Origin of the sequence: Mesorhizobium sp. B2-1-1, from assembly GCF_006442975.2 — a bacterium.
GTDB lineage: Bacteria > Pseudomonadota > Alphaproteobacteria > Rhizobiales > Rhizobiaceae > Mesorhizobium.
In genome coordinates this window covers 922,027-943,750 of the sequence record NZ_CP083954.1, presented here as the reverse complement: position 1 = coordinate 943,750, position 21,724 = coordinate 922,027, and the positions used below count along the sequence as shown (strand labels likewise).

General features: G+C 62.4%; 22 protein-coding genes and 1 tRNA gene. 12 read left to right on the top strand and 11 right to left on the bottom strand.

Going from position 1 to position 21,724, the window contains the following annotated elements:
- Positions 1–211: 211 nt before the first annotated feature.
- Positions 212–1,576 (top strand): tyrosine-type recombinase/integrase, encoded by a 1,365-nt coding sequence (locus FJ972_RS04505; RefSeq protein WP_140524634.1) that lies wholly within the window; start codon positions 212–214, stop codon positions 1,574–1,576.
- 11 nt (positions 1,577–1,587) lie between these two features.
- Here the strand turns inward: FJ972_RS04505 and FJ972_RS04500 are convergent, their stop codons facing one another.
- Positions 1,588–2,103, bottom strand: coding sequence for a hypothetical protein (locus FJ972_RS04500; RefSeq protein WP_140524633.1), 516 nt, complete (start codon positions 2,101–2,103; stop codon positions 1,588–1,590).
- Positions 2,104–2,461: 358 nt separating this feature from the next.
- Between FJ972_RS04500 and FJ972_RS04495 the strand changes: the two genes are divergently transcribed.
- From FJ972_RS04495 to FJ972_RS04475, 5 genes are all read left to right on the top strand, one after another.
- Positions 2,462–3,130 (top strand): recombinase family protein, encoded by a 669-nt coding sequence (locus FJ972_RS04495; protein WP_140524632.1) that lies wholly within the window; start codon positions 2,462–2,464, stop codon positions 3,128–3,130.
- 247 nt (positions 3,131–3,377) lie between these two features.
- Positions 3,378–4,514, top strand: coding sequence for a hypothetical protein (locus tag FJ972_RS04490; RefSeq protein ID WP_140524631.1), 1,137 nt, complete (start codon positions 3,378–3,380; stop codon positions 4,512–4,514).
- Between the two features lie 143 nt (positions 4,515–4,657).
- Entirely contained in the window at positions 4,658–5,197 is a 540-nt protein-coding gene (locus tag FJ972_RS04485; RefSeq protein WP_140524629.1) for a hypothetical protein, read from the top strand.
- Positions 5,198–5,596: 399 nt separating this feature from the next.
- Positions 5,597–6,100, top strand: a complete 504-nt coding sequence (locus FJ972_RS04480; protein WP_140524628.1) for a hypothetical protein — start codon at positions 5,597–5,599, stop codon at positions 6,098–6,100.
- Between the two features lie 47 nt (positions 6,101–6,147).
- A complete protein-coding gene (locus FJ972_RS04475) occupies positions 6,148–6,639 on the top strand; it encodes a hypothetical protein (protein ID WP_140524626.1) in 492 nt (163 codons plus the stop codon).
- A gap of 1,095 nt (positions 6,640–7,734) precedes the next feature.
- On the opposite strand, the gene FJ972_RS04470 is transcribed toward FJ972_RS04475, so the two are convergent.
- Positions 7,735–7,810: transfer RNA gene (locus FJ972_RS04470), tRNA-Ala, on the bottom strand.
- Between the two features lie 136 nt (positions 7,811–7,946).
- On the opposite strand from FJ972_RS04470, the gene FJ972_RS04465 reads away from it, so the two are divergent.
- Together FJ972_RS04465 and FJ972_RS04460 are read left to right on the top strand one after the other, a co-directional pair.
- Positions 7,947–8,237 (top strand): YggT family protein, encoded by a 291-nt coding sequence (locus tag FJ972_RS04465; protein WP_140492518.1) that lies wholly within the window; start codon positions 7,947–7,949, stop codon positions 8,235–8,237.
- Positions 8,238–8,250: 13 nt separating this feature from the next.
- A complete protein-coding gene (locus tag FJ972_RS04460; protein ID WP_140492515.1) occupies positions 8,251–8,568 on the top strand; it encodes a DUF167 family protein in 318 nt (105 codons plus the stop codon).
- A gap of 3 nt (positions 8,569–8,571) precedes the next feature.
- Here the strand turns inward: FJ972_RS04460 and FJ972_RS04455 are convergent, their stop codons facing one another.
- The 3 genes from FJ972_RS04455 to FJ972_RS04445 are packed head-to-tail and all read right to left on the bottom strand — an operon-like array spanning position 8,572 to position 11,318.
- Positions 8,572–9,453, bottom strand: coding sequence for a MurR/RpiR family transcriptional regulator (locus tag FJ972_RS04455; RefSeq protein WP_140492512.1), 882 nt, complete (start codon positions 9,451–9,453; stop codon positions 8,572–8,574).
- Between the two features lie 24 nt (positions 9,454–9,477).
- Positions 9,478–10,545 (bottom strand): ABC transporter ATP-binding protein, encoded by a 1,068-nt coding sequence (locus tag FJ972_RS04450; RefSeq protein ID WP_140524624.1) that lies wholly within the window; start codon positions 10,543–10,545, stop codon positions 9,478–9,480.
- 2 nt (positions 10,546–10,547) lie between these two features.
- A complete protein-coding gene (locus FJ972_RS04445; RefSeq protein WP_140492506.1) occupies positions 10,548–11,318 on the bottom strand; it encodes an SDR family NAD(P)-dependent oxidoreductase in 771 nt (256 codons plus the stop codon).
- 280 nt (positions 11,319–11,598) lie between these two features.
- Between FJ972_RS04445 and FJ972_RS04440 the strand changes: the two genes are divergently transcribed.
- The 4 genes from FJ972_RS04440 to FJ972_RS04425 all read left to right on the top strand — a co-directional run bounded on the left by FJ972_RS04440 (position 11,599) and on the right by FJ972_RS04425 (position 16,262).
- Positions 11,599–12,831 (top strand): ABC transporter substrate-binding protein, encoded by a 1,233-nt coding sequence (locus FJ972_RS04440; RefSeq protein WP_140492503.1) that lies wholly within the window; start codon positions 11,599–11,601, stop codon positions 12,829–12,831.
- A gap of 126 nt (positions 12,832–12,957) precedes the next feature.
- Positions 12,958–13,827, top strand: coding sequence for a carbohydrate ABC transporter permease (locus FJ972_RS04435; protein ID WP_140492500.1), 870 nt, complete (start codon positions 12,958–12,960; stop codon positions 13,825–13,827).
- A 5-nt stretch (positions 13,828–13,832) separates the two neighbouring features.
- Positions 13,833–14,657 (top strand): carbohydrate ABC transporter permease, encoded by an 825-nt coding sequence (locus FJ972_RS04430; protein ID WP_140524682.1) that lies wholly within the window; start codon positions 13,833–13,835, stop codon positions 14,655–14,657.
- A 78-nt stretch (positions 14,658–14,735) separates the two neighbouring features.
- Positions 14,736–16,262 (top strand): M81 family metallopeptidase, encoded by a 1,527-nt coding sequence (locus FJ972_RS04425; RefSeq protein ID WP_140492494.1) that lies wholly within the window; start codon positions 14,736–14,738, stop codon positions 16,260–16,262.
- 113 nt (positions 16,263–16,375) lie between these two features.
- Here FJ972_RS04425 and FJ972_RS04420 read toward each other — a convergent pair whose 3' ends face one another.
- From FJ972_RS04420 to FJ972_RS04395, 6 genes are all read right to left on the bottom strand, one after another.
- A complete protein-coding gene (locus tag FJ972_RS04420; RefSeq protein WP_140524623.1) occupies positions 16,376–18,430 on the bottom strand; it encodes a M3 family metallopeptidase in 2,055 nt (684 codons plus the stop codon).
- A gap of 85 nt (positions 18,431–18,515) precedes the next feature.
- Positions 18,516–18,950, bottom strand: coding sequence for a nuclear transport factor 2 family protein (locus FJ972_RS04415; protein ID WP_140492488.1), 435 nt, complete (start codon positions 18,948–18,950; stop codon positions 18,516–18,518).
- Positions 18,947–19,591 carry a carbonic anhydrase gene (locus FJ972_RS04410; RefSeq protein WP_140492485.1) on the bottom strand — a complete coding sequence of 215 codons (645 nt, stop codon included), beginning with the start codon at positions 19,589–19,591 and terminating at the stop codon, positions 18,947–18,949. Before FJ972_RS04410 ends, FJ972_RS04415 begins: the two co-directional genes overlap by 4 nt.
- A gap of 138 nt (positions 19,592–19,729) precedes the next feature.
- Positions 19,730–20,500, bottom strand: coding sequence for a DUF429 domain-containing protein (locus tag FJ972_RS04405; protein ID WP_140524621.1), 771 nt, complete (start codon positions 20,498–20,500; stop codon positions 19,730–19,732).
- On the bottom strand, positions 20,497–21,381 hold the full coding sequence (pdxY, locus tag FJ972_RS04400) for a pyridoxal kinase PdxY (protein WP_140524619.1): 885 nt from the start codon (positions 21,379–21,381) through the stop codon (positions 20,497–20,499). The genes FJ972_RS04405 and pdxY overlap by 4 nt, the downstream gene beginning before the upstream one ends.
- Before the next feature lie 7 nt (positions 21,382–21,388).
- Positions 21,389–21,640, bottom strand: a complete 252-nt coding sequence (locus FJ972_RS04395) for a hypothetical protein (RefSeq protein ID WP_140524617.1) — start codon at positions 21,638–21,640, stop codon at positions 21,389–21,391.
- Positions 21,641–21,724: the final 84 nt, after the last annotated feature.

Below are 21,724 nucleotides of genomic sequence, written 5' to 3'. Positions count from 1 at the left end.
AAAGGGCGCCAGTGTCGTGACATTTCGCACCGTAGCCACCGACGTGGGTTCGGCTGTTGCAATGCAGCGAAGAGAAGAAAACGACTATCCCGCTGGTGGAGCTGAGGGGGATCGACGCTGAAGCTACCTATACCCTTGATATCCTTGTAAATCAATGCAATAGACCCCCGGGACGTGGGCCAAATGCGTGGGCCAAACTGGGGGTCTTTCTATGCCGAAGCAGCGAAATAGTGCCAGACGACACCTCGAATTGAAGCGCCGGATATGGTGGTTCAAGATCGGGGTTCCGGTCGCCATGCGCAGCCACTTCGATGGCAAGACCCATCACCGGGAGAACCTCCAGACCAGCGACATGCGCGTGGCAATGGAGCGGCGGGATCAAGCCGAGCGGGATACCCGGAGCCTGTTCAAACAGATCGCGGCGGGCAAGGTGATCAGCCCAGCCACGATGTCAGCACGAGAGCGCGGCACCGTCTGGCGCGAAGCTCTGGTCGACCTCAAGGCCACCGATAACCACAGCCAGTTGGATTTCGCTATGGGCCTTGCTGAGGATGAGAGCGAGCGGCTGCGGGGGTCACAGCGCAAGGAGTTTGAAGACGCCTTCACCGGCAAGGTTCCCATTGACGAGCATGTTGAAGCGTATCTGAAGGCCATAGGGCTCGCCGACAAGACCACGAGCGAGCGGCGGGGGCTTGTGAAGCGGTTCGCCCGCTGGTGTTCGCAAGAAGGTTTGAAGCTGCCTGACATCGACCGCAAGAGCGCTGGCAAATACGTGGTCGCCATCATTGAACCGATGGATCGCAGGACCGCTAAGAAGCACATGACGGCGCTGCGCGGATATTGGGACTACCTCACGTTGCGAGGCCATGTTGCCGGTGCAGTCATGAACGGCAAGGCCATCGAAAGCCCATGGCTTGGCCAGATGCTGCCCGATAATAAGCGGCGGGTGGAGCGCGGCGAACGGGGGAATGACGAGCGACCATTCGAGGCTGAGGAGCTTCGGAAGCTACTCTATGCCGACTATCCCAAGGACAAGATAAGCGAGGAGTTCCGGCACCAGATAGCCGACGCCCTGCGTATCTCGTGCCTGTCGGGGATGCGGCTGGCGGAGGTCATTACGCTCTGGGTCGAGGATGTGCATGATGATCTGTTCGATCTCCAGCACGGCAAGACCGGGTCAGCACCCCGGAAGGTGCCGATGCACCCCGACCTGGAGGAGATCGTGAAGCGGCGGACCAAGGACAAGAAGCCGAAGGAATGGCTGTTCCATGAACTGGCAGGCGAGCGCGACCCCAGCGACACCTTTGGGAAGCGCTTCAACCGTTATCGCAAGGCCCTGAAGGTGGATGACATGCGGCCCGGCAAGCGCAGGAGCCTTGTTAACTTCCATTCGTGCCGACGCTGGTTCGTCGAACAGACGGAACATGCGGGCATACCCGAGACAACCGTTGCGGCAGTCGTGGGCCACGCCGAGGGACGCAAGGGGCAGACGTTCGGCGGTTACAATAAAGGTGGGCCGAGCGATGCGCAGAAGGTGGCCTGTGTGGAGACTGTGAAGCTGCCAGCCAGCCGTTAGGAAGGCTCGCGCTATCGGGACAACATCAGTTCGAATGGCTCGTGTTCCCAACCTGGAAAGTAGACAACTCCTTCGACCAACGCTTCAGGTCGTGGATTGTCAGTAATTGCCCCCTGCCAATAACGCATGGTGGCATCTGGCCATAGGCTCGGGAGGTGATCGAGATGACGGGCGTCTGCTATGTGAAGTTTGACGTCCATTGAGAGACGCACTTCTACAATGACTTTGTCCTGACCGGTGTACCATTCCTGGATAGCCCTCTCAGCATTCTCTTTGGAGGGGAAGACAAAGAGTGCCTTTTGGCGACTTGGAAGGTCGGGGAAGTGAGTTGCCCGTACGCTTTCCCAAACGCGCTCCTTATCACTGCCGCCAGCGAGCTGAGAGTAGGGGGTAAACGCATCTGCCAGCTCACCTTTAGCGAAGTATGAGATACTTGCACACCAGCCCTTACCAATCCGGACGTTGTGGAGAAGGATGCCGCCACGGTCGGTTACATGCCAATAGCTCTCACCCCTCAGTTCCTTCATTGGCCCTGCCCTTAGCCCAAGTGCTTTGGGTAGCATTTGTCAGTTCGACACCGGAAGCAACCGAAATATCTGACGCAAAAATCCGTCCGACCCATCAGATATAGGGCAGCGCGCGATACCCCCCGTACCCCCTCGGTTCCACCACAGGGCACCCTCAGGCAATCCCAGACAGCCTCGCCTTGCTGTGCGGTCGACGCGCCAGCGCTGTTAGATGGTGTGGCTGGCAATGCACCTGCGATGAGACTGGACGGGGGGGGGGGGGGCGGGCGGTGGACCTTGACTTTGTACCTAATTCTCAGGTACAAGGTACAGATAGCGAGCCCGGTGGCTTGCAGCACATGGGATCGGACCACATAGAATGACCACGGCAGTTGCCTATCTTCGGACCTCCTCACGGACCAATGTCGACGGCGACAGCGCGCCACGGCAGCAGCAGGCTATCGACGCCTATGCCAAGCGACACGGGATCAAGGTCGTTCGGGAGTTCAATGACGCGGCTGTGAGCGGGGCTGATCCGATTGACACACGCCCGGGCTTCCAAGACCTCCTTGAATACATGGCTGGCAATGGCGCGAGGGTGATCCTTATCGAGAACGCCAGCCGGTTCGCCCGCGACCTTGCTGTGCAGATAGCGGGCCACAAGCTCCTACAGGGTCTCGGCTATGAATTGATCCCGGTCGATGCGCCAGACAGCTTCACGAATGACACGCCGACCGCTGCCATGGTGCGGCAGATACTTGGTGCCGTCTCACAGTTCGAGAAGGCGCAGCTTGTGGCGAAGCTCAGGGGCGCTCGTGATCGGAAGTCTAAGGAGCTTGGAAGGCGCGTAGAGGGCAACCACGGCTACCGGGTGTCCAATCCCGAGGTGATCCGCGAGGCGAAGCGATTGGCGCGCAAGAGCCCAAAGACGGGTAAGGCAAAGAGCCTGCGGGAAATTGCAGCGGAGCTTGCACAGCTTGGCCACACGACCGCGAAGGGTCAGCCGTTCTCTGCGTCCCAGGTGCAGCGGCTGATAGATGCGGGTTAGGGTGAACAGTAGGTTTACGGAGCGGGTCCGTTAGCGATTGCTAATAGGGACCACAGTGGCACTATGAAGCCGAACAGGGACAACCATGGCACTACGAAGCCGAAATCCCCACGCGCTCGTCTGCGCCTCTATGTGTTTCGTGGCGACAGTCGGCACCGGGAGCGCAGGGCTGCCAAGATTTCTGTCGGCGACAGAAAAGTGGAACAGCGCATCAAGTTCCAGCCGCCACCGGGAAGCTAAGGTTTCCATGGTCCATGGAAAAGCGGAGCAGCGAGCCAAGGCCAAGGCCAGTTTGCCACCACGTGGTGACAAAGTGGAGCAGCGCCTCAAGTTCCAGCCACCACCCGAACCGGACGAGCGTGACGCCACCCTGTCCCGCATCGCCGCCAAGCTGGCCAAACTCTCAATCGAACAACTCCACGCTGTGGAAAGGATCATCCCGACCGCAGCACACCTCGACCCCAACGGCACCGCAAGGACAGCCCGAGGGGATACTTTGCGGAAGCGACAGTCGGCACTTTGTCAGGACGTCCCGACAAACTCACCACCCACCAATGCCATCAAAGGAGACAATCAGAACCATGAAGCGAAGTTGCGGGCAGAGACAGCGAGCCCCACAAACCGAGAGCCACACGCGGTGAACACGCCTGACATCCGAACGCTTGCCCTGAGCGGCATCGTCATTGAACCGGCGGTGCAGGTTCGGGTGGCCACGCGCTGGGCGACAGTCAAGGAATATCAGGAAGCGATGAAGGCCGGGGCGGTATTCCAGGCTGTCACGGTCACCCCGATTGACGATGCCGACCTGTCCAAGGGCTTTGTGCTGCTCGACGGGCACCATCGGTTCCACGCTACGGCAGCTTTAGGGCTGACCTCGATCAATGCCGAGGTGGTCTATGGGCTGCCACGCGAGGGGTGGCGATGGGCCGGTGTTCAGCGGAACCGAACGCATGGCCTCAGATACACGATGGTGGAGCGTCGGGAGCAGTTCAGGGCGTATATAGAGGCTGGCAATCATCGTATTGGAAAGCGTGGGATCAAGTCAGCTCGACAGATGGCCAATGAACTTGGTGGCATTGTCAGTGATCGTAGGCTTCCTGACTGGATGAAGCAGGACTTTCCTTCGATCTATCGGATGATGATTGCTAGGAAGATGATAGCGCAACCCACAGCAAACTTCGGGAGGAAAGACATGGACCCTGAACTGGCTCAGATTGCCGCATCAAACCTTGATCAATTCATGGCTGCATTTAGAGGCATCAAGAGCGATGACCTCAGGGCGACCATAGCGGGGAACATTATGGGGGTTGCCCAGATGGCTGCTAAGGCGGCTGGGGGTGGGCCGACGCTGCCACCTGTCGAGATACCTGAAGATGAGTTCTGAAGTAACCGATTGAATTTGCTTAGGAAAACCTCCTTAGTGCGAAATGTCGCGGTGCGGGGGGCGCATTGGAGGCCTCAACGCCTTGTCCCATAAGGCTTTGCGGAGATTTACCCCGAAATAATGCAGAGAGGAACACGCATGACATGACAGACGACGCACGACCGTTCGATAAGGCTCTATTCCTTCACGAGCGAGAGTTTACACCCGACGATCAGGACCACGATCCCGACGACGCCCTTGCCACAGCAGCCACAGCCAAGCGACAGGCCAAGACAGCGCTGCGGGCATCGCAGGGCGACCGCACCGACTGGAAACAGCACCTCGTCAATGCCCCCGGCTATCGCAACGTCCCTGATACCAAACTCTCCACCCGGACCAAGCAGGCCCGCACCCATTCCATTAAGGCAGCGGCAGATCGACGTGAGAAGCGGCGCGAGAAAGGCGTCACCGTTCACTATGACCAGTTCGCGTGGAAGCGGCTGGGTCAGGCCAAGCGAGACCAGTTCGACCTAATCCGCAGGTCACTGGCATGGATTGGACCGAGGTGGGATGCTGACCGCGACTTTGGCTGGTATTCCGGTGGGGCGGATGGTGGCCAGCACCTCGACCACCTCTTCCGCTTCGGAACGGCCAAGGCTCACGCCAAGACGCCATGGCTCCAGCACAACAGGGAAGGCCTGTGAGCCAGTTTCTCCCAGCGCTTGCAGATTGGCCGACCCGAGAACAGGCCCTCGCCATCATCGAAGCGTTGGGCAGGATGGAGGAAGGTCGGGCATCCGAACTGGACCGGCTTTCTGGTATCCCAGACGCCTTAATGGTCGCTGGGCGATGCTATGCCGTCTACGGCTATCGCGAGCTTGAAGCTGGCGACATGATGCGGCGAATGGCCGAGCTGTACATGCGCCCCCGCAAGGCCAGCCTAAGCCCTACCGTAGCGGCCCCGGCGGTTGACCACTCACCACCAATCCACAGCTATGGCCTCCAGCCGCGCCGCTGAGGCCCTGCAACACCACTCACCACCCCAACTACCAAAACCCCGCAGCATCCCGCTGTGGGGACCATCACCATTGAAGGAACCAACCATGTCTAACGATAGATACAGCGACGACCAGATGAGCGGCAAAGACAGCGATAAGCCGATGTCAGTCACCGAGCAGGCATTCGCCAATATGAGCCAGCAGCAGCGGGATGAGTTCGTCGAGCGGGCTAAACACGCTTCGGCCAAGGCTGCTTATGACGAGAAGGCGGCGAAGTTGCGGGCACAGGTTGCAGCGGCAACGGAAGTCTCCCTTGCGGGTAATGCTTGGTACCAGCAGCAGCAGCGCGGTACCCTCAGCCAGCGTGTCAGCATCTCGAACGGCGTGACCAAGGTCGAGCAGTTGAACGCACCGGCCCCCGAGAGTGACAGCAGTGCATTTGCAGTGCCGCCTAGGGCTCTTGTCGACACCATCCCGGTGACGGTTGGTGGCATCCAGCTTGGACCTAAGCAGGCCCGTGAGATGTATGAGGCTGGCGAGATTAGCGCCGAGGATTACGGTGCAGGACTTGACGAAGCCCTGAGGCCATACGGCTACCGTTTTCGGTAACCCAGTCCGACCTTGGACAGCCTTCGGAGGGAGAAATCCCCTCGGAGGTGTCGGATTGGGGTGATGACGACATTGACCTCGATAACCTGAACCCGGAAGACTACGAGATCAAAGACGACCAAGACACCATCGCTGACCTCGAAGCCGCTGACCTCGAAGCCCTTGACGCCGAGCTGAAGGCCATGGGCGTGGAGGAGCTTCAATCGAAGACCAACGAAACCCTCGATAGCCTTCGGGAGACCCACACCGAGGAGCAGCAGAAGTTCCTTGCAGATGCTTTCGTCGACCTTGGAGAAATCCCTGTCGGCGAGGAGTTCGGGATCACTGAGGCGCAGGCTATGGTTGTCGAGGCTGGCTTCATTGCAACTCTCAATCGAGATGTGTTTAGCCAGTACGGGATCGACCATGCCACATGGATGGATCACGTTGACGAGCAGGACCTCCCGACGTTCCGTAAGGCGGCGTTGAGGGGTGATTTCTCGATCTTCCACCAGCACTGCGTCGAGGTGGCTAAGATGCGGAAGGGGCTCGGCCTGTAGGCAGCATTCCGCACCAGAAGAAAACCCGAAGGGGGTCAGGTCGCCATCCCGGTGAACCATTGCCCCAAGCTCAAAGCCCCCTTCGGGCTCTACCCCGCAGGCCATTCGTGGCCGAGGACCACTCACCCTAACACCCACCCAGACACCCACAGAACGCTGTGCGGGATGACCGCCAGAGCGTGTTCGCGGTCGCGCCGGTACGATCTACCGTCCAGAGACAAACACCCCTCAGCGCAGCGTAGCGAGCCAAGCGGGCCAAACCGCACAACAGCAAGGAGCAAATGCTACATATCGAATATCGAGGATCACTCACTGCCGCCACCACTCTACGGGGCGAGGAAATCGAGAAGACCACGACGCGCAAGGACCCTGTGCCGGTCTTGTGTCGGGAACTGGTCAAGCGAGGCGTTGACCCTAGCGAGCCTGTCAGGGTCACCATAGGCGGCATGCAAATGTGGAAGCGGGATCGCACCGCAGGCGCATGGGCGGGGATTGATGTCGTGGAAAGTGACGCGACCGGGTTGCGGGCTGTGAAGTATCGACCGTTCCCGTCCACTCACCAGTTACAGCCCCATAGGGCTGTGCGGTAGCGGCGTCGGGAGGCGTTCGGGGGTTCGCTGGTGTAGGACACCTAAGAAGCCCTGAATGCGCTCTGGCCATGATTGCGCACGGCCTCTGGCGCATAGGCGTCTCCGGCAGGGGAGATACTCCTCTAACGTGTTGAATTTATTTGATTTGACGACCTCAAGAGCGAACCCCTATCTGAGGACATCTGCCCCAATCACGGGGCGGGTGACCGGTAGGAGCAAGACCCACATGGAAATCGAATACAGCACTCTTCAGGCGGACGTGGCATCGTGGCGTGAAGGACACCTTGAGCGTGTTCGGGACATCCTAGGGGAGAGCGAGGCCCACGCTGAGGCGATGAGATTGGAGGACGACCCTTGGGTAGCCCTGCAATGGTATGCCGAGGATATGAGGAGCGCGGAGCAGTCGGCCTCAGCCTAAACGTGGGCCAAATGCGTGGGCCAAACGAAAGATGCCGTTTTGGCTATCTAGTTGAATTTACTGGAGGATATGCCCTCTAAATTCCGCTGGTGGAGCTGAGGGGGATCGAACCCCTGACCTCGTCATTGCGAACGACGCGCTCTCCCAGCTGAGCTACAGCCCCGTCCAGCGGATGGCGCATTTATCGGGCACGGCAGTTTTCTGTCAAGGCGACGTTTTGCCGAAATCCTGGCGGCCGAAGCCTGCCCTTGCCGGTTTCGCGCGCAATGGCTACATGTCGGCAACAATTGGAGACCGGCATGCTCGCCCTCATTCAAACAATCGTCATGGCGCTCGACCTCTATTGGTGGGTCATCATCATCTCGGCGATCTTTTCCTGGCTCTATGCCTTCAACGTCGTCAACTCGCGCAACCAGTTTGTCGGCAGCATCGGCAATATGCTCTACCGGCTGACCGAACCGGCGCTCAGGCCGATCCGACGTTTCATGCCGGACCTTGGCGGTATCGACATCTCGCCGATCATCCTGCTGCTGATCCTGTTCTTCCTCAGGCAGTTCCTGCTCACCACCGTGGCACCGCTGGTGCTGTGAACCCGATGCTCGCATGAGTGCCCCGTTCCGCATCCGCGAGAACGGCATCGAATTGTTCGTCCGGCTGACACCGAAGTCTTCCATGGACAGGTTCGAAAGCATAGAGACATCGGCTGATGGGCGAAGCCATTTGAAGGCACGGGTCCGCGCCGTGCCCGAAAACGGCGCCGCCAATCGAGCGCTGGAGAAGCTGGCCGCCAAGACGCTTGGAGTGCCGGCCTCGGCCGTTTCGGTTGTCGTCGGCGGCACGGCACGGCTCAAGACGCTGCGCGTGACGGGCGAACCCCAGGTGCTGATGCAGCGCATCGAGGCGCTCAGTGCTTCGGCCTGAAGTTCAATCGCCCAGCGGCAAACGCGGATCGTCGACCTTCAGCGTGTTCACGCTCTGCTTGATGCGGCGCAAATTCTCCAGCACCTTCGGGCCGCGCGTCTCGGCCACCGACGTGACGATCATGTCGACGATCGCCAGCAGCGCATAGCGCGACGATGTCGGCTTGTAGATGTTGCCGTCCTCGAGCGGCTGCAAATGGATGACGGTGTCGGCGGCCCTGGCCAATGCCGAGTCCGGCGCGGTGACGGCGACCGTTGTGGCGCCATATTGCTGCGCGACCTGCACCGCCTCGATGACCGACCGTGCATAGCCGGAAACCGAGAAGGCGACCAGCGTGGTGTCGGGCGTGGCCACGGCGGCGTACATGCGCTGCAATTGCCCGTCGATCTGCGCCAGCACCGGCAGGCCCAGCCTGAACAGCCGGTTCTGCATCTCGGTCGCCATCATCGAGGAAATGCCGCCGGAGCCGACACACAGCACGTTGCCTGACGTGGCAATGCGCGCGGCGACATCGACCAGCGTCGTCATGTCGAGGTTTTCGCTGGCGCGCTGGATGGCCGATATCGCCGCCTCGGTGATGGCCGATGCGATGCGCTGCTCACGGGCGTCGCGGCTCAGCGGCTCAGGCGACAGATACTGTCCGCCAATGGCGATCGCCTGCGCCAGGTAGAACTTGAAGTCGCGCAGGCCTTCGCAGCCGAGATTGCGGCAGAAGCGGGTCACCGTCGGCTCGCTGACGCCGACGCGCGCGGCGATCTCCGAGATCGCCGCCTTGGAGGCGAAATCGAGATCGGACAGGACCAGGCCCGCCAGCCGACGATCCGACTTGGTGCCGTCCTGCGACATCAGTTGCAACCGGGTGATGATGTCGGCCGGTGTCTTCATGCCGTTGTCTTCACGCTTGTGCTTTCATAGAGGCAGGCCCGTCGCCTTCTCGAAAAGATGGATGTTGCGCGGCTCGACCGAGACCGGCAGGCGGTCGCCCGGCTTCACCTGCATCCGGTCGCGGAAGACGACGCGCACCGTATCGCTGCCGATGGCGCCGTAGACATGGGTTTCGGAGCCCGTCGGCTCGACGACGTCCACCTTGATGGTCATCGCGTCGGCAGCTTCGCCGATGACAAAATGTTCGGGCCGGATGCCGGCCTCCACCGCACCGCCTGTCGGCACCTCTTTGCCGCCAAGCGCAAGCCTTCCGCCGCCGGTCGATTCGAACCAGCTGTTCGTGGCCGTCGTCTTGAGGGACCCGGAAACGAAACTCATCGAGGGCGAGCCGAGAAAGCCGGCAACGAACTTGTTGGCCGGCCGGTCATAGAGCTCCAGTGGCGGCCCGACCTGCTGGATCCGGCCGCGATCCATCACCACGATGCGGTCGGCCATTGTCATGGCCTCGATCTGATCGTGGGTGACATAGACGACCGTCGATCTCAGTCTCTGGTGCAGCGCCTTGATCTCGGTGCGCATCTGCACCCGCAATTGCGCGTCGAGGTTGGATAGCGGTTCGTCGAACAGGAAGACCGAGGGTTCGCGCACGATGGCGCGGCCCATGGCGACGCGCTGGCGCTGACCGCCCGACAATTGCCGGGGGTAACGGTCGAGATAGGAGAACAGGTTGAGGACGCCGGATGCCTTCTTGACCTTGTCCTCGACCGCGGCGCGGCTCTCGCCGCGGATTTTCGGTCCGAAGCCGATATTGTCGGAGGCCTTGAGATGCGGAAACAGCGCATACGACTGGAAGACCATGGCGATGTTGCGCTGCTGCGGCGGCAGGTCGTTGGCGCGCACGCCGCCAATGACGAGATCGCCCGAGCTTATCGTTTCCAGTCCAGCCAGCATGCGCAGCAAGGTCGACTTGCCGCACCCGGACGGGCCGACCAGCACGACGAATTCGCCGCTCTCGATGTCGAGGTCGATGTTCTCGAGGATGCTGTGCTGGCCGAAGGATTTCGAAAGGTCGCGGAACTGGACGTCGGTCATGGTCACGCTCCCAATATGTCGTCGATGAACGGCAGGCAGCCGGCGGTCAGGCCGGCATCCACCGGCATCACCACGCCCGTTACGCCGGACGCCCGGTCGGAGGCAAGAAACGCCACGGCTTCCGCCACCTCCGAGGCATTGACGATGCGGCCGAGCGGATAGAGCCGCTGGAGCTTGCCGAGAATATCCGGGTTCTTGGCCAGGCGATGGTCCCAGGCGGCGGTACGGATCGATCCCGGACAGACGACATTGGCGCGAACGCCGCTGCGGCCGAGCTCGACGGCGATCGCCTTGGCATAGGCGTTGATACCGGCTTTGGCGGCGGCATAGGCGGGGTTGCCGAAATGGGCGATGGCGTTGACGGAAGAAATGAAGACGACGCTGCCCGAACCGCGCGCCGCCATCGCCTTGACCAGCGGGTCGGCAAAAGTCATCACGCCGGTCAGGTTGAGATCGACTTCCTGCCCTATCCTGTCGGTCGTCAATGCGCCGAGCGTCTCCGCGCGCGTCCAGCCGGCATTGTTGATCAGGATGTCGGGCACGCCGTCCTTGTCGAGCACGGCCGCGATGGCTGCCTCGACTGAAACCCGGTCGAGAAGGTTGAAGACATGACGCGAGGCGAGGTGCGGGCTTGCCAGCGCCTCCTCCGATTGATCGCAGCCGATCACCCGCGCGCCTCTTCCGGCCAGCAACGCGACGATCGCCGAGCCGAGGCCACCGCCGGCGCCCGTGACAACGACAGTGCGGCCTTCGAACTCGGCTTTCGAAACCACGGCGCTTGCTCCTCCGGCAGTTCGAGCAATTCCAGGAAAGTGTATACGGTTTTCCGTCCGGAATTGCGTCAAAACAAAGAGTTAGAGTGGTTCTCCGTTTCCTTGAAACGGTGAACTGCTCTAGGCAGATGTCGGCAGGCTAGTGAATGGAATGTAATTAAGCAACACGATAATCTGCTTGCGTGCGGCCAGATCCTCGATAATGTAGGAAAGTCACATAATCCTGCGCCAACATCGGCGTGAGGAGCGCAAAAGCGCGGAACAAAATGGGAGAGATCGGATGAGCATTGCGAAATGGACTGTCGGCTTGATGGCCGGAATGAGCATGCTGGCCTTCGCGGCACAGGCGCAAGCCGGCGAGGTGCGCGTCACCGTCGCCGAATACAGCGCCAAGACCGGCCCCTACTTCGAGGAGGTCAAGAAGGAGTTCGAGGCAAAGAACCCCGGCATCACGGTCAAGTTCGAAGTGGTGCCGTGGGATGTGCTCTTGCAGAAGCTGACCACCGACATCACCGCCGGCACCAATGCGGATCTCTCGATCATCGGCACGCGCTGGCTGATCGACTTCGTGCAGCAGGACGTCGCCGAGCCGCTCGACAGCTACATCACGCCAGACTTCAAGGGCCGTTTCATCGACACGTTCCTGTCGCCTTCGATCATGGACGGCAAGACCTACGGCCTGCCGATCGCCGCTTCGGCGCGCGCCATGTATTACAACAAGGAGCTGTTCGAGAAAGCAGGCATCGCCAAGCCTCCGGCCAATTGGACCGAGCTGCAGGAGGACGCCCGCAAGATCAAGGCGCTGGGGTCCGGCACATTCGGCTTCGGCCTGCAGGGCAAGGAGATCGAGACCGACGTCTACTATTACTATGCGATGTGGTCATACGGCACCGAGATCCTCAACAAGGACGGCACATCGGGCTTGAGCACGCCTGGCGCGCTCGAAGCCGCCAAGCTCTACAAGTCGATGATCGACGAGGGCCTGACGGAGCCCGGCGTCACCTCCAACAACCGTGAGGACGTTCAGAACCTGTTCAAGCAGGGCAAGGTCGGCATGATGATCACCGCACCCTTCCTGTCCAACCAGATCAAGGAAGAGGCGCCGAGCCTGAAATACGGCGTGGCGGCTATACCCGCCGGCCCGACCGGCGCGCGCGGCACCTATGGCGTCACCGATTCCATCATCATGTTCAAGAACTCCAAGAACAAGGACGAGGCCTGGAAACTGCTCGACTTCCTGTTCACCACGGAACAGCGCGCCAAGTTCACGCAAGGCGAAGGCTTCCTGCCGGTGAACAAGGAAGAGGCCAAGATGGACTATTACGTCAACAATGCCGACCTCGCCGCCTTCACCGCGCTTCTGCCCGATGCGCGCTTCGCGCCGGTCATTCCGGGCTGGGAGGAGATCGCCCAGATCACGTCGGATGCGATCCAGAAGATATACCTCGGCGGCGACCCGGAGGCGGGTTTGAAGGATGCGGCGGCGAAGGCCAACGCCGTGCTGAAGAAATAGGGCGTATCTCCCTGCGCCCGTGGCGCGCCCCACTCAGGCGGGGCGCGCCACATCTTTGGTCTCCCGATCCGAAATCCGCATAAGCAGAACCTTCCGATCCCGTGCGCCGAGGTTGCAGGCCAGCCGATGCAAAATCGCTTCTTGCCCTATCTGCTGACCTTGCCCAGCCTGTTCCTGGCGGCAATCGTGATCTTCTGGCCGGTCTGGGACCTGATCCAGATCGCCACGCATGACGTCAACCGCTTCGGCCAGCTGCGCGAATTCAGCGGCCTTGCCAATTTCGCCGCCCTCACCACCGATCCCGATTTCGTCGCGGCACTGTGGCGCACGGGGATATGGACCGTGCTGGTGGTTGGCGGCGCGCTGCTTCTGTCGATCCCGGTCGCGATCATCCTCAACACCGATTTTTACGGCCGCGGCCTTGCCCGCGTCATCATCATGCTGCCCTGGGCGGTGTCGCTGACCATGACGGCGGTGGTCTGGCGCTGGGCGCTGAGCGGCGAAAGCGGCATGCTGAATTCGGCGCTGCTCGGCCTCGGCCTGATCGATCACAATGTCCAATGGCTGGCCAGCGCCGAGACGGCGTTCCCGATGCAGGTGCTGATCGGCATATTGGTGACGGTGCCGTTCACCACGACGATCTTCCTCGGCGGCCTGTCTTCGATTCCGGACGATCTCTACGAGGCCGCCGCGCTCGAAGGAGCGACGCCGGCACAGCAGTTCCGCGAAATCACCTTTCCGCTCCTGAAGCCGTTCATCAACATCGCCATCGTGCTCAACACCATCTATGTCTTCAATTCCTTCCCGATCATCTGGGTGATGACGCAGGGCGGGCCGGCCAATTCGACCGACATCCTGGTCACTCACCTCTACAAGCTCGCCTTCCGCATCGGCAAACTGGGCGAGGCTTCCGCCGTGTCGCTGGTGATGTTCGCCATATTGCTGGTCTTCACCATGATCTATGTGCGCCTCGCCATGCGGGAGCAGCGCGCATGAGGAGCATGGCGGGCAAGCTGAAACGAACCGTCATCGCCTGGCTGCTGCTGGCGCCGCTGATCGTGGTGACGATCTTCCCCTTCGCGGTGATGTTTCTGACCGCGGTCAAGCCGCGGCAGGAGGTGCTGTCGCCGACCTGGTGGCCGAGCGAATTCCGCTGGTCGAATTTTGCCGACATGTGGGTGGCGACCGGCTTCGGCCGGGCGCTCGCCAATTCGCTCTATGTCTCGGTCATCGCCACGGTCGGCGCCATCCTGATCTCGGTGCCGGCGGCCTATGCCATGTCGCGCTTTCGTTTTGCCGGCTATGGCGCCTTCCGCCAGTTCCTGCTGATCTCGCAGATGATCTCGCCCATCGTGCTGGTGCTCGGTCTGTTCCGGCTGATGGCCGCCTGGGGCCTTGTCGAATCGACGACCGCGCTCGGCTTCATCTACATGGCCTTCAACGTCGCCTTCACCGTGTGGATGCTGCAGAGTTATTTCGACACCATCCCGCGCGATCTCGAGGAGGCGGCCTGGATGGAAGGCGCCGGCCGCTGGCTGACGCTGCGCAAAGTGTTCCTGCCGCTCTGCCTGCCGGCCATTGCCGTCACCGCCATCTTCACCTTCATCAACGCCTGGAACGAATTCGTCGTGGCGCTCACCATGCTGCGCAGCCAGGAGAGCTATACGCTGCCGATCCAGGTGTTCTCGCTGGTCGCCGGGCGCTACACCATCGAATGGCATCACGTCATGGCCGCCACGCTGCTGGCGACGTTGCCAGTGGCGATCCTGTTCATCTGGCTGCAGCGCTACCTCGTGCGGGGGCTGGCGCTCGGGGCCGTCAAATAGCAATTCCATTGAAAAAGTGTGTGGCGGTTTTCCGTCCGGAATTGCGAGAACGAAGAGTAACCTGTCCACGGAGCTTTCATGCGCATCTTCACCGCCTCGCTGGCGACGGAAACCAACACCTTTTCGCCGGTGCCGACCGACAGGGCATCGTTCGAGATGGCCTTCTATGCCGGGCCGGGCAAGCATCCGGAGACGCCGACGCTGTGCTCCTCGCCGATCGTCGCCCTGCGCCGGCGCGCGGCCGGCGAGGGGCTCGACGTCATCGAGGGCACCGCCACCTGGGCCGAACCCGGCGGCCTGGTGCAGCGGCAGACATACGAGGAGCTGCGCGACGAGATCCTCGCCCAGCTCACGGCGGCACTGCCGGTCGAAGCGGTTATCCTCGGACTGCACGGCGCAATGGTGGCGCAGGGCTATGACGATTGCGAAGGCGACCTTCTCGAACGCGTGCGCGGGATCGTCGGCCCGAAGGTGGTGATCGCCTGCGAGTTCGACCCGCACAGCCACCTGACGCCGAAGCGCGTGGCAGCGTGCGACGTCATGGCTTATTTCCTAGAATTCCCGCACACCGATTTCTACGAACGCGGCGAACATGTCGTCGAGCTTGGCCTCGCCGCGGCGCGTGGCGAGATCAAGCCCGTCATCTCGACCTTCGACTGCCGCATGATCCAGGTGCTGCCGACCAGCCGCGAACCGATGCGCTCCTTCGTCGACCGTATCAAGGCGCTGCACGGCAGGGACGGCGTGCTGTCGGTTTCGGTCATCCATGGCTTCATGGCGGCGGATGTGCCCGAAATGGGCACGCGTATCCTCGTCGTCACCGACAATGACAAGGCCAAGGGCGACGCGCTGGCCGAAACGCTGGGACGCGAGCTCTACGCGATGCGCCAAAAGACGGCGATGACGATGCTGAGCGCCGGCGATGGCATCGATCGGGCGCTGGCGGTGCACGCTGAAAAGCGCGGCAGGCCGGTGGTCATCGCCGACATCTGGGACAATCCGGGCGGCGGCGTGCCGGGTGACGGCACCATCGTGCTGCGGGAGCTTTTGGCCCGCGGCATCGACAATGTCGGCGTGGCGACGATCTGGGATCCGGTCGCCGTGACCTTCTGCCGGGCCGCGGGCGAGGGCGCCGTCATCGACCTGCGTTTCGGCGGCAAGGCCGGTCCCCAGGCCGGCGAGCCGATCGACGCCCGCGTCATGGTGCTGAAAGTTCTCGCCGAAGGTTGGCAGAGCTTCGGGCCGAGCCGGGTGACGCTCGGGCCCGCCGCGTTGATCCGCATCGAGGGCACCGAGGTCGACATCATCCTCAACACCAACCGCACGCAGACCTTCGAACCGGACATTTTTTCCAACATCGGCGTCGATCCGCTGGCCAAGGACATGCTGCTGATCAAATCGACCAACCATTTCTACGCCGGCTTCGAACCGATCGCCGCCGAGATCATCTATCTCTCGGCGCCGAGCGCGTATCCCAGCAATCCGGCGGTGACGGATTACAGGAAACTGAAGCGGGCGATCTGGCCAAGGGTGGCGGATCCGTGGAAGGACAAGGCTCCCCCTTCTTCCCTTGTGGGAGAAGGTGTCGCCGAAGGCGACGGATGAGGGGCGTTCCAGGGAACACCCACGCCTCACTCCGCTGGAACACCCCTCAACCGTCTCGGCGCTGCGCGCCGATCCACCTTCTCCCACAACAAGGGGAGAAGGGAAGGCTCGCCCTACACCAGCCCCCGCTTCACCATCATGGCTTCCGGCGACGGCATCTTGCCGCGAAACGCGGTGTAGAGTTCTTCCGGATCCTTCGAGCCGCCGGCGGCATAGATGTTCTTTCTCAGCCGCTCGGCCAGCGCGGGATTGAAGGGGTCGCCCGTCTCCTCGAAAGCGGCGAAGGCGTCGGCGTCGAGTACTTCCGACCACATGTAGGAATAGTAGCCGGCCGAATAGCCCTCGCCGGCAAAGACATGGCCGAAATGCGGCGTGCGGTGGCGCATCGCGATGGTGTCGGGCATGTCGAGTTTTTCGAGCGTTTCGGCCTCGAAACGAAGTGGCTCCTCAGGCGCGTCGGGCCTTGCATGGAAGGCCATGTCGATCAGCGCCGAGGCGGTGAATTCCACCGTGGCAAAGCCAGCCCCGAAAGTGCGCGCCGCCAGCATTTTGTCGAGCAGAGCCTTCGGCATCGGCTTGCCGGTCTTGACATGCAAAGCGTGCTTTTCCAGCACCGCCGGCACGGTCAGCCAGTGTTCGTAGAGCTGCGAGGGCAGTTCGACGAAATCGCGGCTGACGGAAGTGCCCGACACCGAAGGCCAGGTGACATCGGTCAGCATGCCGTGCAGGGCATGGCCGAATTCATGGAACAAGGTCTTCGCCTCGTCCACCGACAGCAGCGCCGGCTCGCCCACGGGCGGCTTGGCGAAATTCATGATGTTGTAGATGATCGGGCTCGCGCCGGGGCCCAGGCGGTAGCCTGATTTCAGTGCGCTCATCCAGGCCCCGGAGCGTTTCGACGGCCGCGCGAAATAGTCGGCCAGGAACAGGCCGCGCTCGCTGCCATCGGCATTCTTCACCACGAACACACGCGCGTCCGGATGCCAGGCGGCAATGCCTTTCCTCTCTTCGAAGGTGATGCCGAACAGTCTTGTCGCGACGTCGAAACAGGCATCGATGATCCGGTCGAGCTGGAGATAGGGCTTCAATTCCGCCTCGTCGAAGGCGAATTTCTCCGCGCGCAGCTTCTCCTGGTAGAAACGCCAATCCCAGGCGGCGAATTTTTCGTTGCTGCCGGCTTCCGCCGCCAGCCGTTCCAGCTCCTTTTGGTCGTCGGCGGCCTTTTCCAGCGCCTTTTCCCATACGGGATCGAGCAGGTCGTGCACCGCCTTGGGCGTCTTGGCCATGGTGTCGTCGAGCTTCAGCGCCGCGAAGGAGCCGTAGCCGAGCAGCTTCGCCTTCTCGGCGCGCAGCTTCAGCATGTCGCGCACCACGGCCGTATTGTCGGTCGCGCCGCCATTCTGGCCGCGCATGGTGAAGGCGCGGAAGGCGATCCCTCGCAAGTCGCGGCGCTCCGAGAAGGTCGAGAACGGCTCGTAGATCGAGCGCGACAAGGTGACGGCGTAGCGGCCTTTCTGGCCGCGCATCTCGGCGGCTTCGGCCATCGAGCTCTTCACGAAATCCGGCAGGCCGGCCAGGTCGGCCTCGTCGAGGAACAGCGCCCAGTCGCGTTCGTCGGCAAGCACGTTCTGGCCGAAGCTGGTGCCGAGCGACGAGAGCTCCTCGTTGATCCCTGCCAGCCGCTTCTTGCCATCCGCATCGAGTTTCGCGCCCGAGCGGACAAAACCCTTCCAGGTCTTTTCCAGCACATGCAGCGTCTCGGCATCGAGCTTGAGCGTCTCGCGGCGCCGGTAAAGGTCGTCGATGCGGGCAAAGAGCCTTTCATTCATCGAGATCGCCGAGAAATGCCTCGACATCCTTGGCGAGATGTCGCGCTCCAGCGCCTGGATGTCCTCGTTGGTGTGGGCCCCGGCACGGCACCAGAAGATCGACGAGACATGGTCGAGCGCTTCGCCCGCGAGCTCCAGGGCTTGAAGCGTGTTCTCGATGGTCGGCGTATCCTCGTTCGCGGCGATGGCCTCGATCTCGGCCTCATGCGCCTTCAGCGCCGCGTCGAAGACGGGTGCGAACTCGTCGTCGCCAAATCGGGCGAAATCGGGCAGGCCGAGTGGCCCTTGCCACGTGGTCAGCGGATGGGCGGCGAGGTCGACGGCTTTCGTGGCGGGCATGGATTGTCTTTCGGGCTGGCAGGTCGGGAGGGGCTGAAATCACCGATGTAGGGCGCTCGTCCGGCGCGCGCAACAGCGCTGCCGGTCAGTAGGCTTCGCAGCTTTCCGCAAGCGCTTTCTGCGTGCTGGCCGTGATGCGGTCGCCCGCTATGGCGAAGGTCTCATGCATCAGCATGTCGTTGTCGGGGAAGTCGTAGCAGGCGATCACCGTGGTGACGCCGCCTTCGTTCTTCTCGATCCGGTGTCGGATCGCGGCACCAGCAACCGCACCTTTCCATTCGTCGAGCGAGGCGATGAACTCCTGCTTTCCCTGCACGATGCCGAGGTCGTCGAGTTCGATGCGCACATTGTCGGCGAGCAGGTCGGAAAGTTCGGTGCGGTCGGCGACCAGCAGGGCCGAATACCACCGGCTGATGATGGCGCCGTCATCGGCGCGGGCGGCCATTATCGCCATCAGCAGTGCGGCGGCGGTGAACATGACCGGCCGGATGTTCATTGCCTGGCGTGCCGTTTCGGTCACTCCAGCACCGGGCGCTCGAAATCGCCGGTTTCCTTGTTCATCACCCAGAGCTCGCCGGTCGAAATGTCGAACCAGGCACCGTGCAGCGACAGCCGCCCCTTGCCCTCAAGGATCGAGACGCAGGGAAAGGTCCTGAGATTGGCGAGGGAATAGCGGATCGAGATGCGCTCCAGCGCCGTCTGGCGCTCCGTCGCAGTCATGAAGGTGCTGGCCGACACGGTCTCGGCGGCCGGCGCGATCAGGCTCATCCATTTGCCGATGAAATCGCCCGGCGACAGTGGCGCGGAATTGGCGTCGAGCGCGGCACGGATACCGCCGCAGCGGCCATGGCCCATGACAACGATGTTCTTGACCTTGAGGCTCTGCACCGCGAATTCGAGCGCGGCCGAGGTCGAGTGGAACTCGCCGTCCGGCTCGTAAGGCGGCACCAGATTGCCGACATTGCGCAGCACGAAGAGTTCGCCGGGCCCTGCGTCGAAGATCGCCTCGGGAGCCGAGCGGGAATCGCAGCACGCGACGATCATGGTTTCCGGCGCTTGCCCCTCCCGGGCGAGCTCGCGATAGCGGCCGCTCTCGGTGAGATAGCGACCGTTCATGAAATTGCGGTAGCCGGCAAGAAGGTGGTCGGGAAGGTGAGGCATGGGCGGCTTTCCGGGTTGGAGGCGGCAGCTCGTTGCGGTCGAGAAAACGCTCTAGCGGTAAAAGCCCGTCGCGAGCAATGCAGAATTGTGGGGTTGGTGAGAAATGCCCTGCGTCAGGCGCAAAGCTGGGCAATGTTGTCACGCCCAGATGGCGACCGGTATGCCAAAGCCGTCGGTAAGTGGCGGGTCGGGAAACGGCCGTGCCGTGCAGGCGGCGATGCGGCCGGCGATCAGCATCATCGCCGCCGCATCGAGGAAATCGTCGGCGGCCGCACCGCGCGGCGGCGCCTGATCGAGGAAGTCTATGGCATAGCCGTGCCGGCTAAGCAGCGCCTTGCGTTCCGCCATGCCGGCCGGATTGATGCTGCCCTTGACCTTCTTCGGCAGCAGCATGGCCTGCCCGCCGTTGAGCCGACAGAAAGCCACTTCCGGATGCGATTCGAAGACGCGGCCACGCAGTTCGGGCCGCGAGATCAGCAACGTATCGATCTCGCGTATTTTGCCAAAGATGCCGAATGCCTGGATCGAAACGCCGCGCGGCGGATCGGATGTCGTCCTGGCCACGTCGCTCGCCCGGCGGTGCGCGGCGTACCAGGCTTCGATCGAAGTGAACTCGGCGGTATCGGCGTAGAGTGCCGCACGAGACGGGATCGAGAAGACGCTGGATTGGCGCGGCCCGAGCAGCGACCTGACCTGCGCCTCCGGTCCGCGCCCGCCCTTGCTCGAAAATTCAGGCAGGCCGATCGGCATGTCGACGGCGACGATCGCGTCGTCGGGAACCGCAGCGAGCAGCATGGCGAAGCTGGCGAAAATTTCGACGGAGGGCAATGAGCCGGGTGCACGTCGAACGACGATCCAGCCGGCCTTGCAGCCGTCGACGCCGGCAACAACGACTTCGGCCGATGTCACGCGCGGCGGTCCCGCCCCGGATGCGTGAGACGGCGAAGCTGCACCATCGCCATCGGGTGCGACAGGCTCTGCGCATCGGTTTCGAGCTGCAATTCGTCGCCGCCGCGTTTGGCCGTGCGCGCCAGGATCTCGTAGACCGCCGCCGTCGTCGATTGCAGCGCCTTGATCGCCGGCTGGCCGGAGAGGATGCGCGCCAGGTAGACCGCCGCTGTCAGGTCGCCCAAACCGTTCGGCGGCTTGTCGATGACGCGGTGCTCGGCGAGCAGCGCCTGGCTGCCGTCGAGCAGAAGATTCCCGGTGCCGCCTGAAATCATCGACGGCGCCGAGGTGACCAGCATGGTTGAAGGCCCCGCATGGAGCGCCGCGGCCATCACCGACTTCAGGTCGGGCAACGGCACGCCGGCCATCCATTCCAGCTCATAGCGGTTAGGGGTAGCAATGTCGGCGATCGGCATCAGCCGGTCGCGCATGGCGATCGCCGTCGGCTCCGGCACATAGAGCCCGCCCGAATCGCCCATTACCGGATCGCAGATATAGACGGCGTCGGGCGTCCTCGCCTTGACCGCAGCGACCAGCGAGGCGACGGCTTCGGCCTGGCCGGCCTCGCCGAGATAGCCCGACAGCACCGCCCCGACCTCGCCCAGCCACGGCGCGCGCTCCAGATCGGCCATCAATGCCTTGAACTGATCGAGCGGCGGCACGATGCGGGTCGCGCGCCCATGGCCGGGATGCCAGGGCAGGATGATTGTCGGCACCGCCCATACCGGGAAACCCAGCGATTCCAGCGCAAAGACGGCGGCGCGATTGCCGACCGAACCGCGTGCGACATGGCTGGAAATGACGATGACCGCGCGCGGCGCGTCGGCTTGCTCGGTGCTCATTGGATTCCTAACTGCCCCGGGCGAGGAAAAGCACGAGCCAGACCATCAGGCCCAGCGCCAGCAGCAGCCCAATTATCCTGCCAATGCGCGTGCCCCAGACTTCGATCGGATCCGCGCGGTCGGCATCGGCCGCCGCGACGTGGTCGCGAACGGCCTTCGCGGTCCGCGCCGCGAGCGAAGTGGCGGCCGGATCGGTCTCGCGCGCGACGCGCTCGAGGATGCGGCGCGATTCGGTGTCGCTGTCCTGGCGCTGCGCCATGATGCTGTCCTGTTTCGTGGCGACCTTAGCGCGTTCGCCCCGTCAATTACAGCGCCTTGCGACCGACCGTGATCCCATCGACAA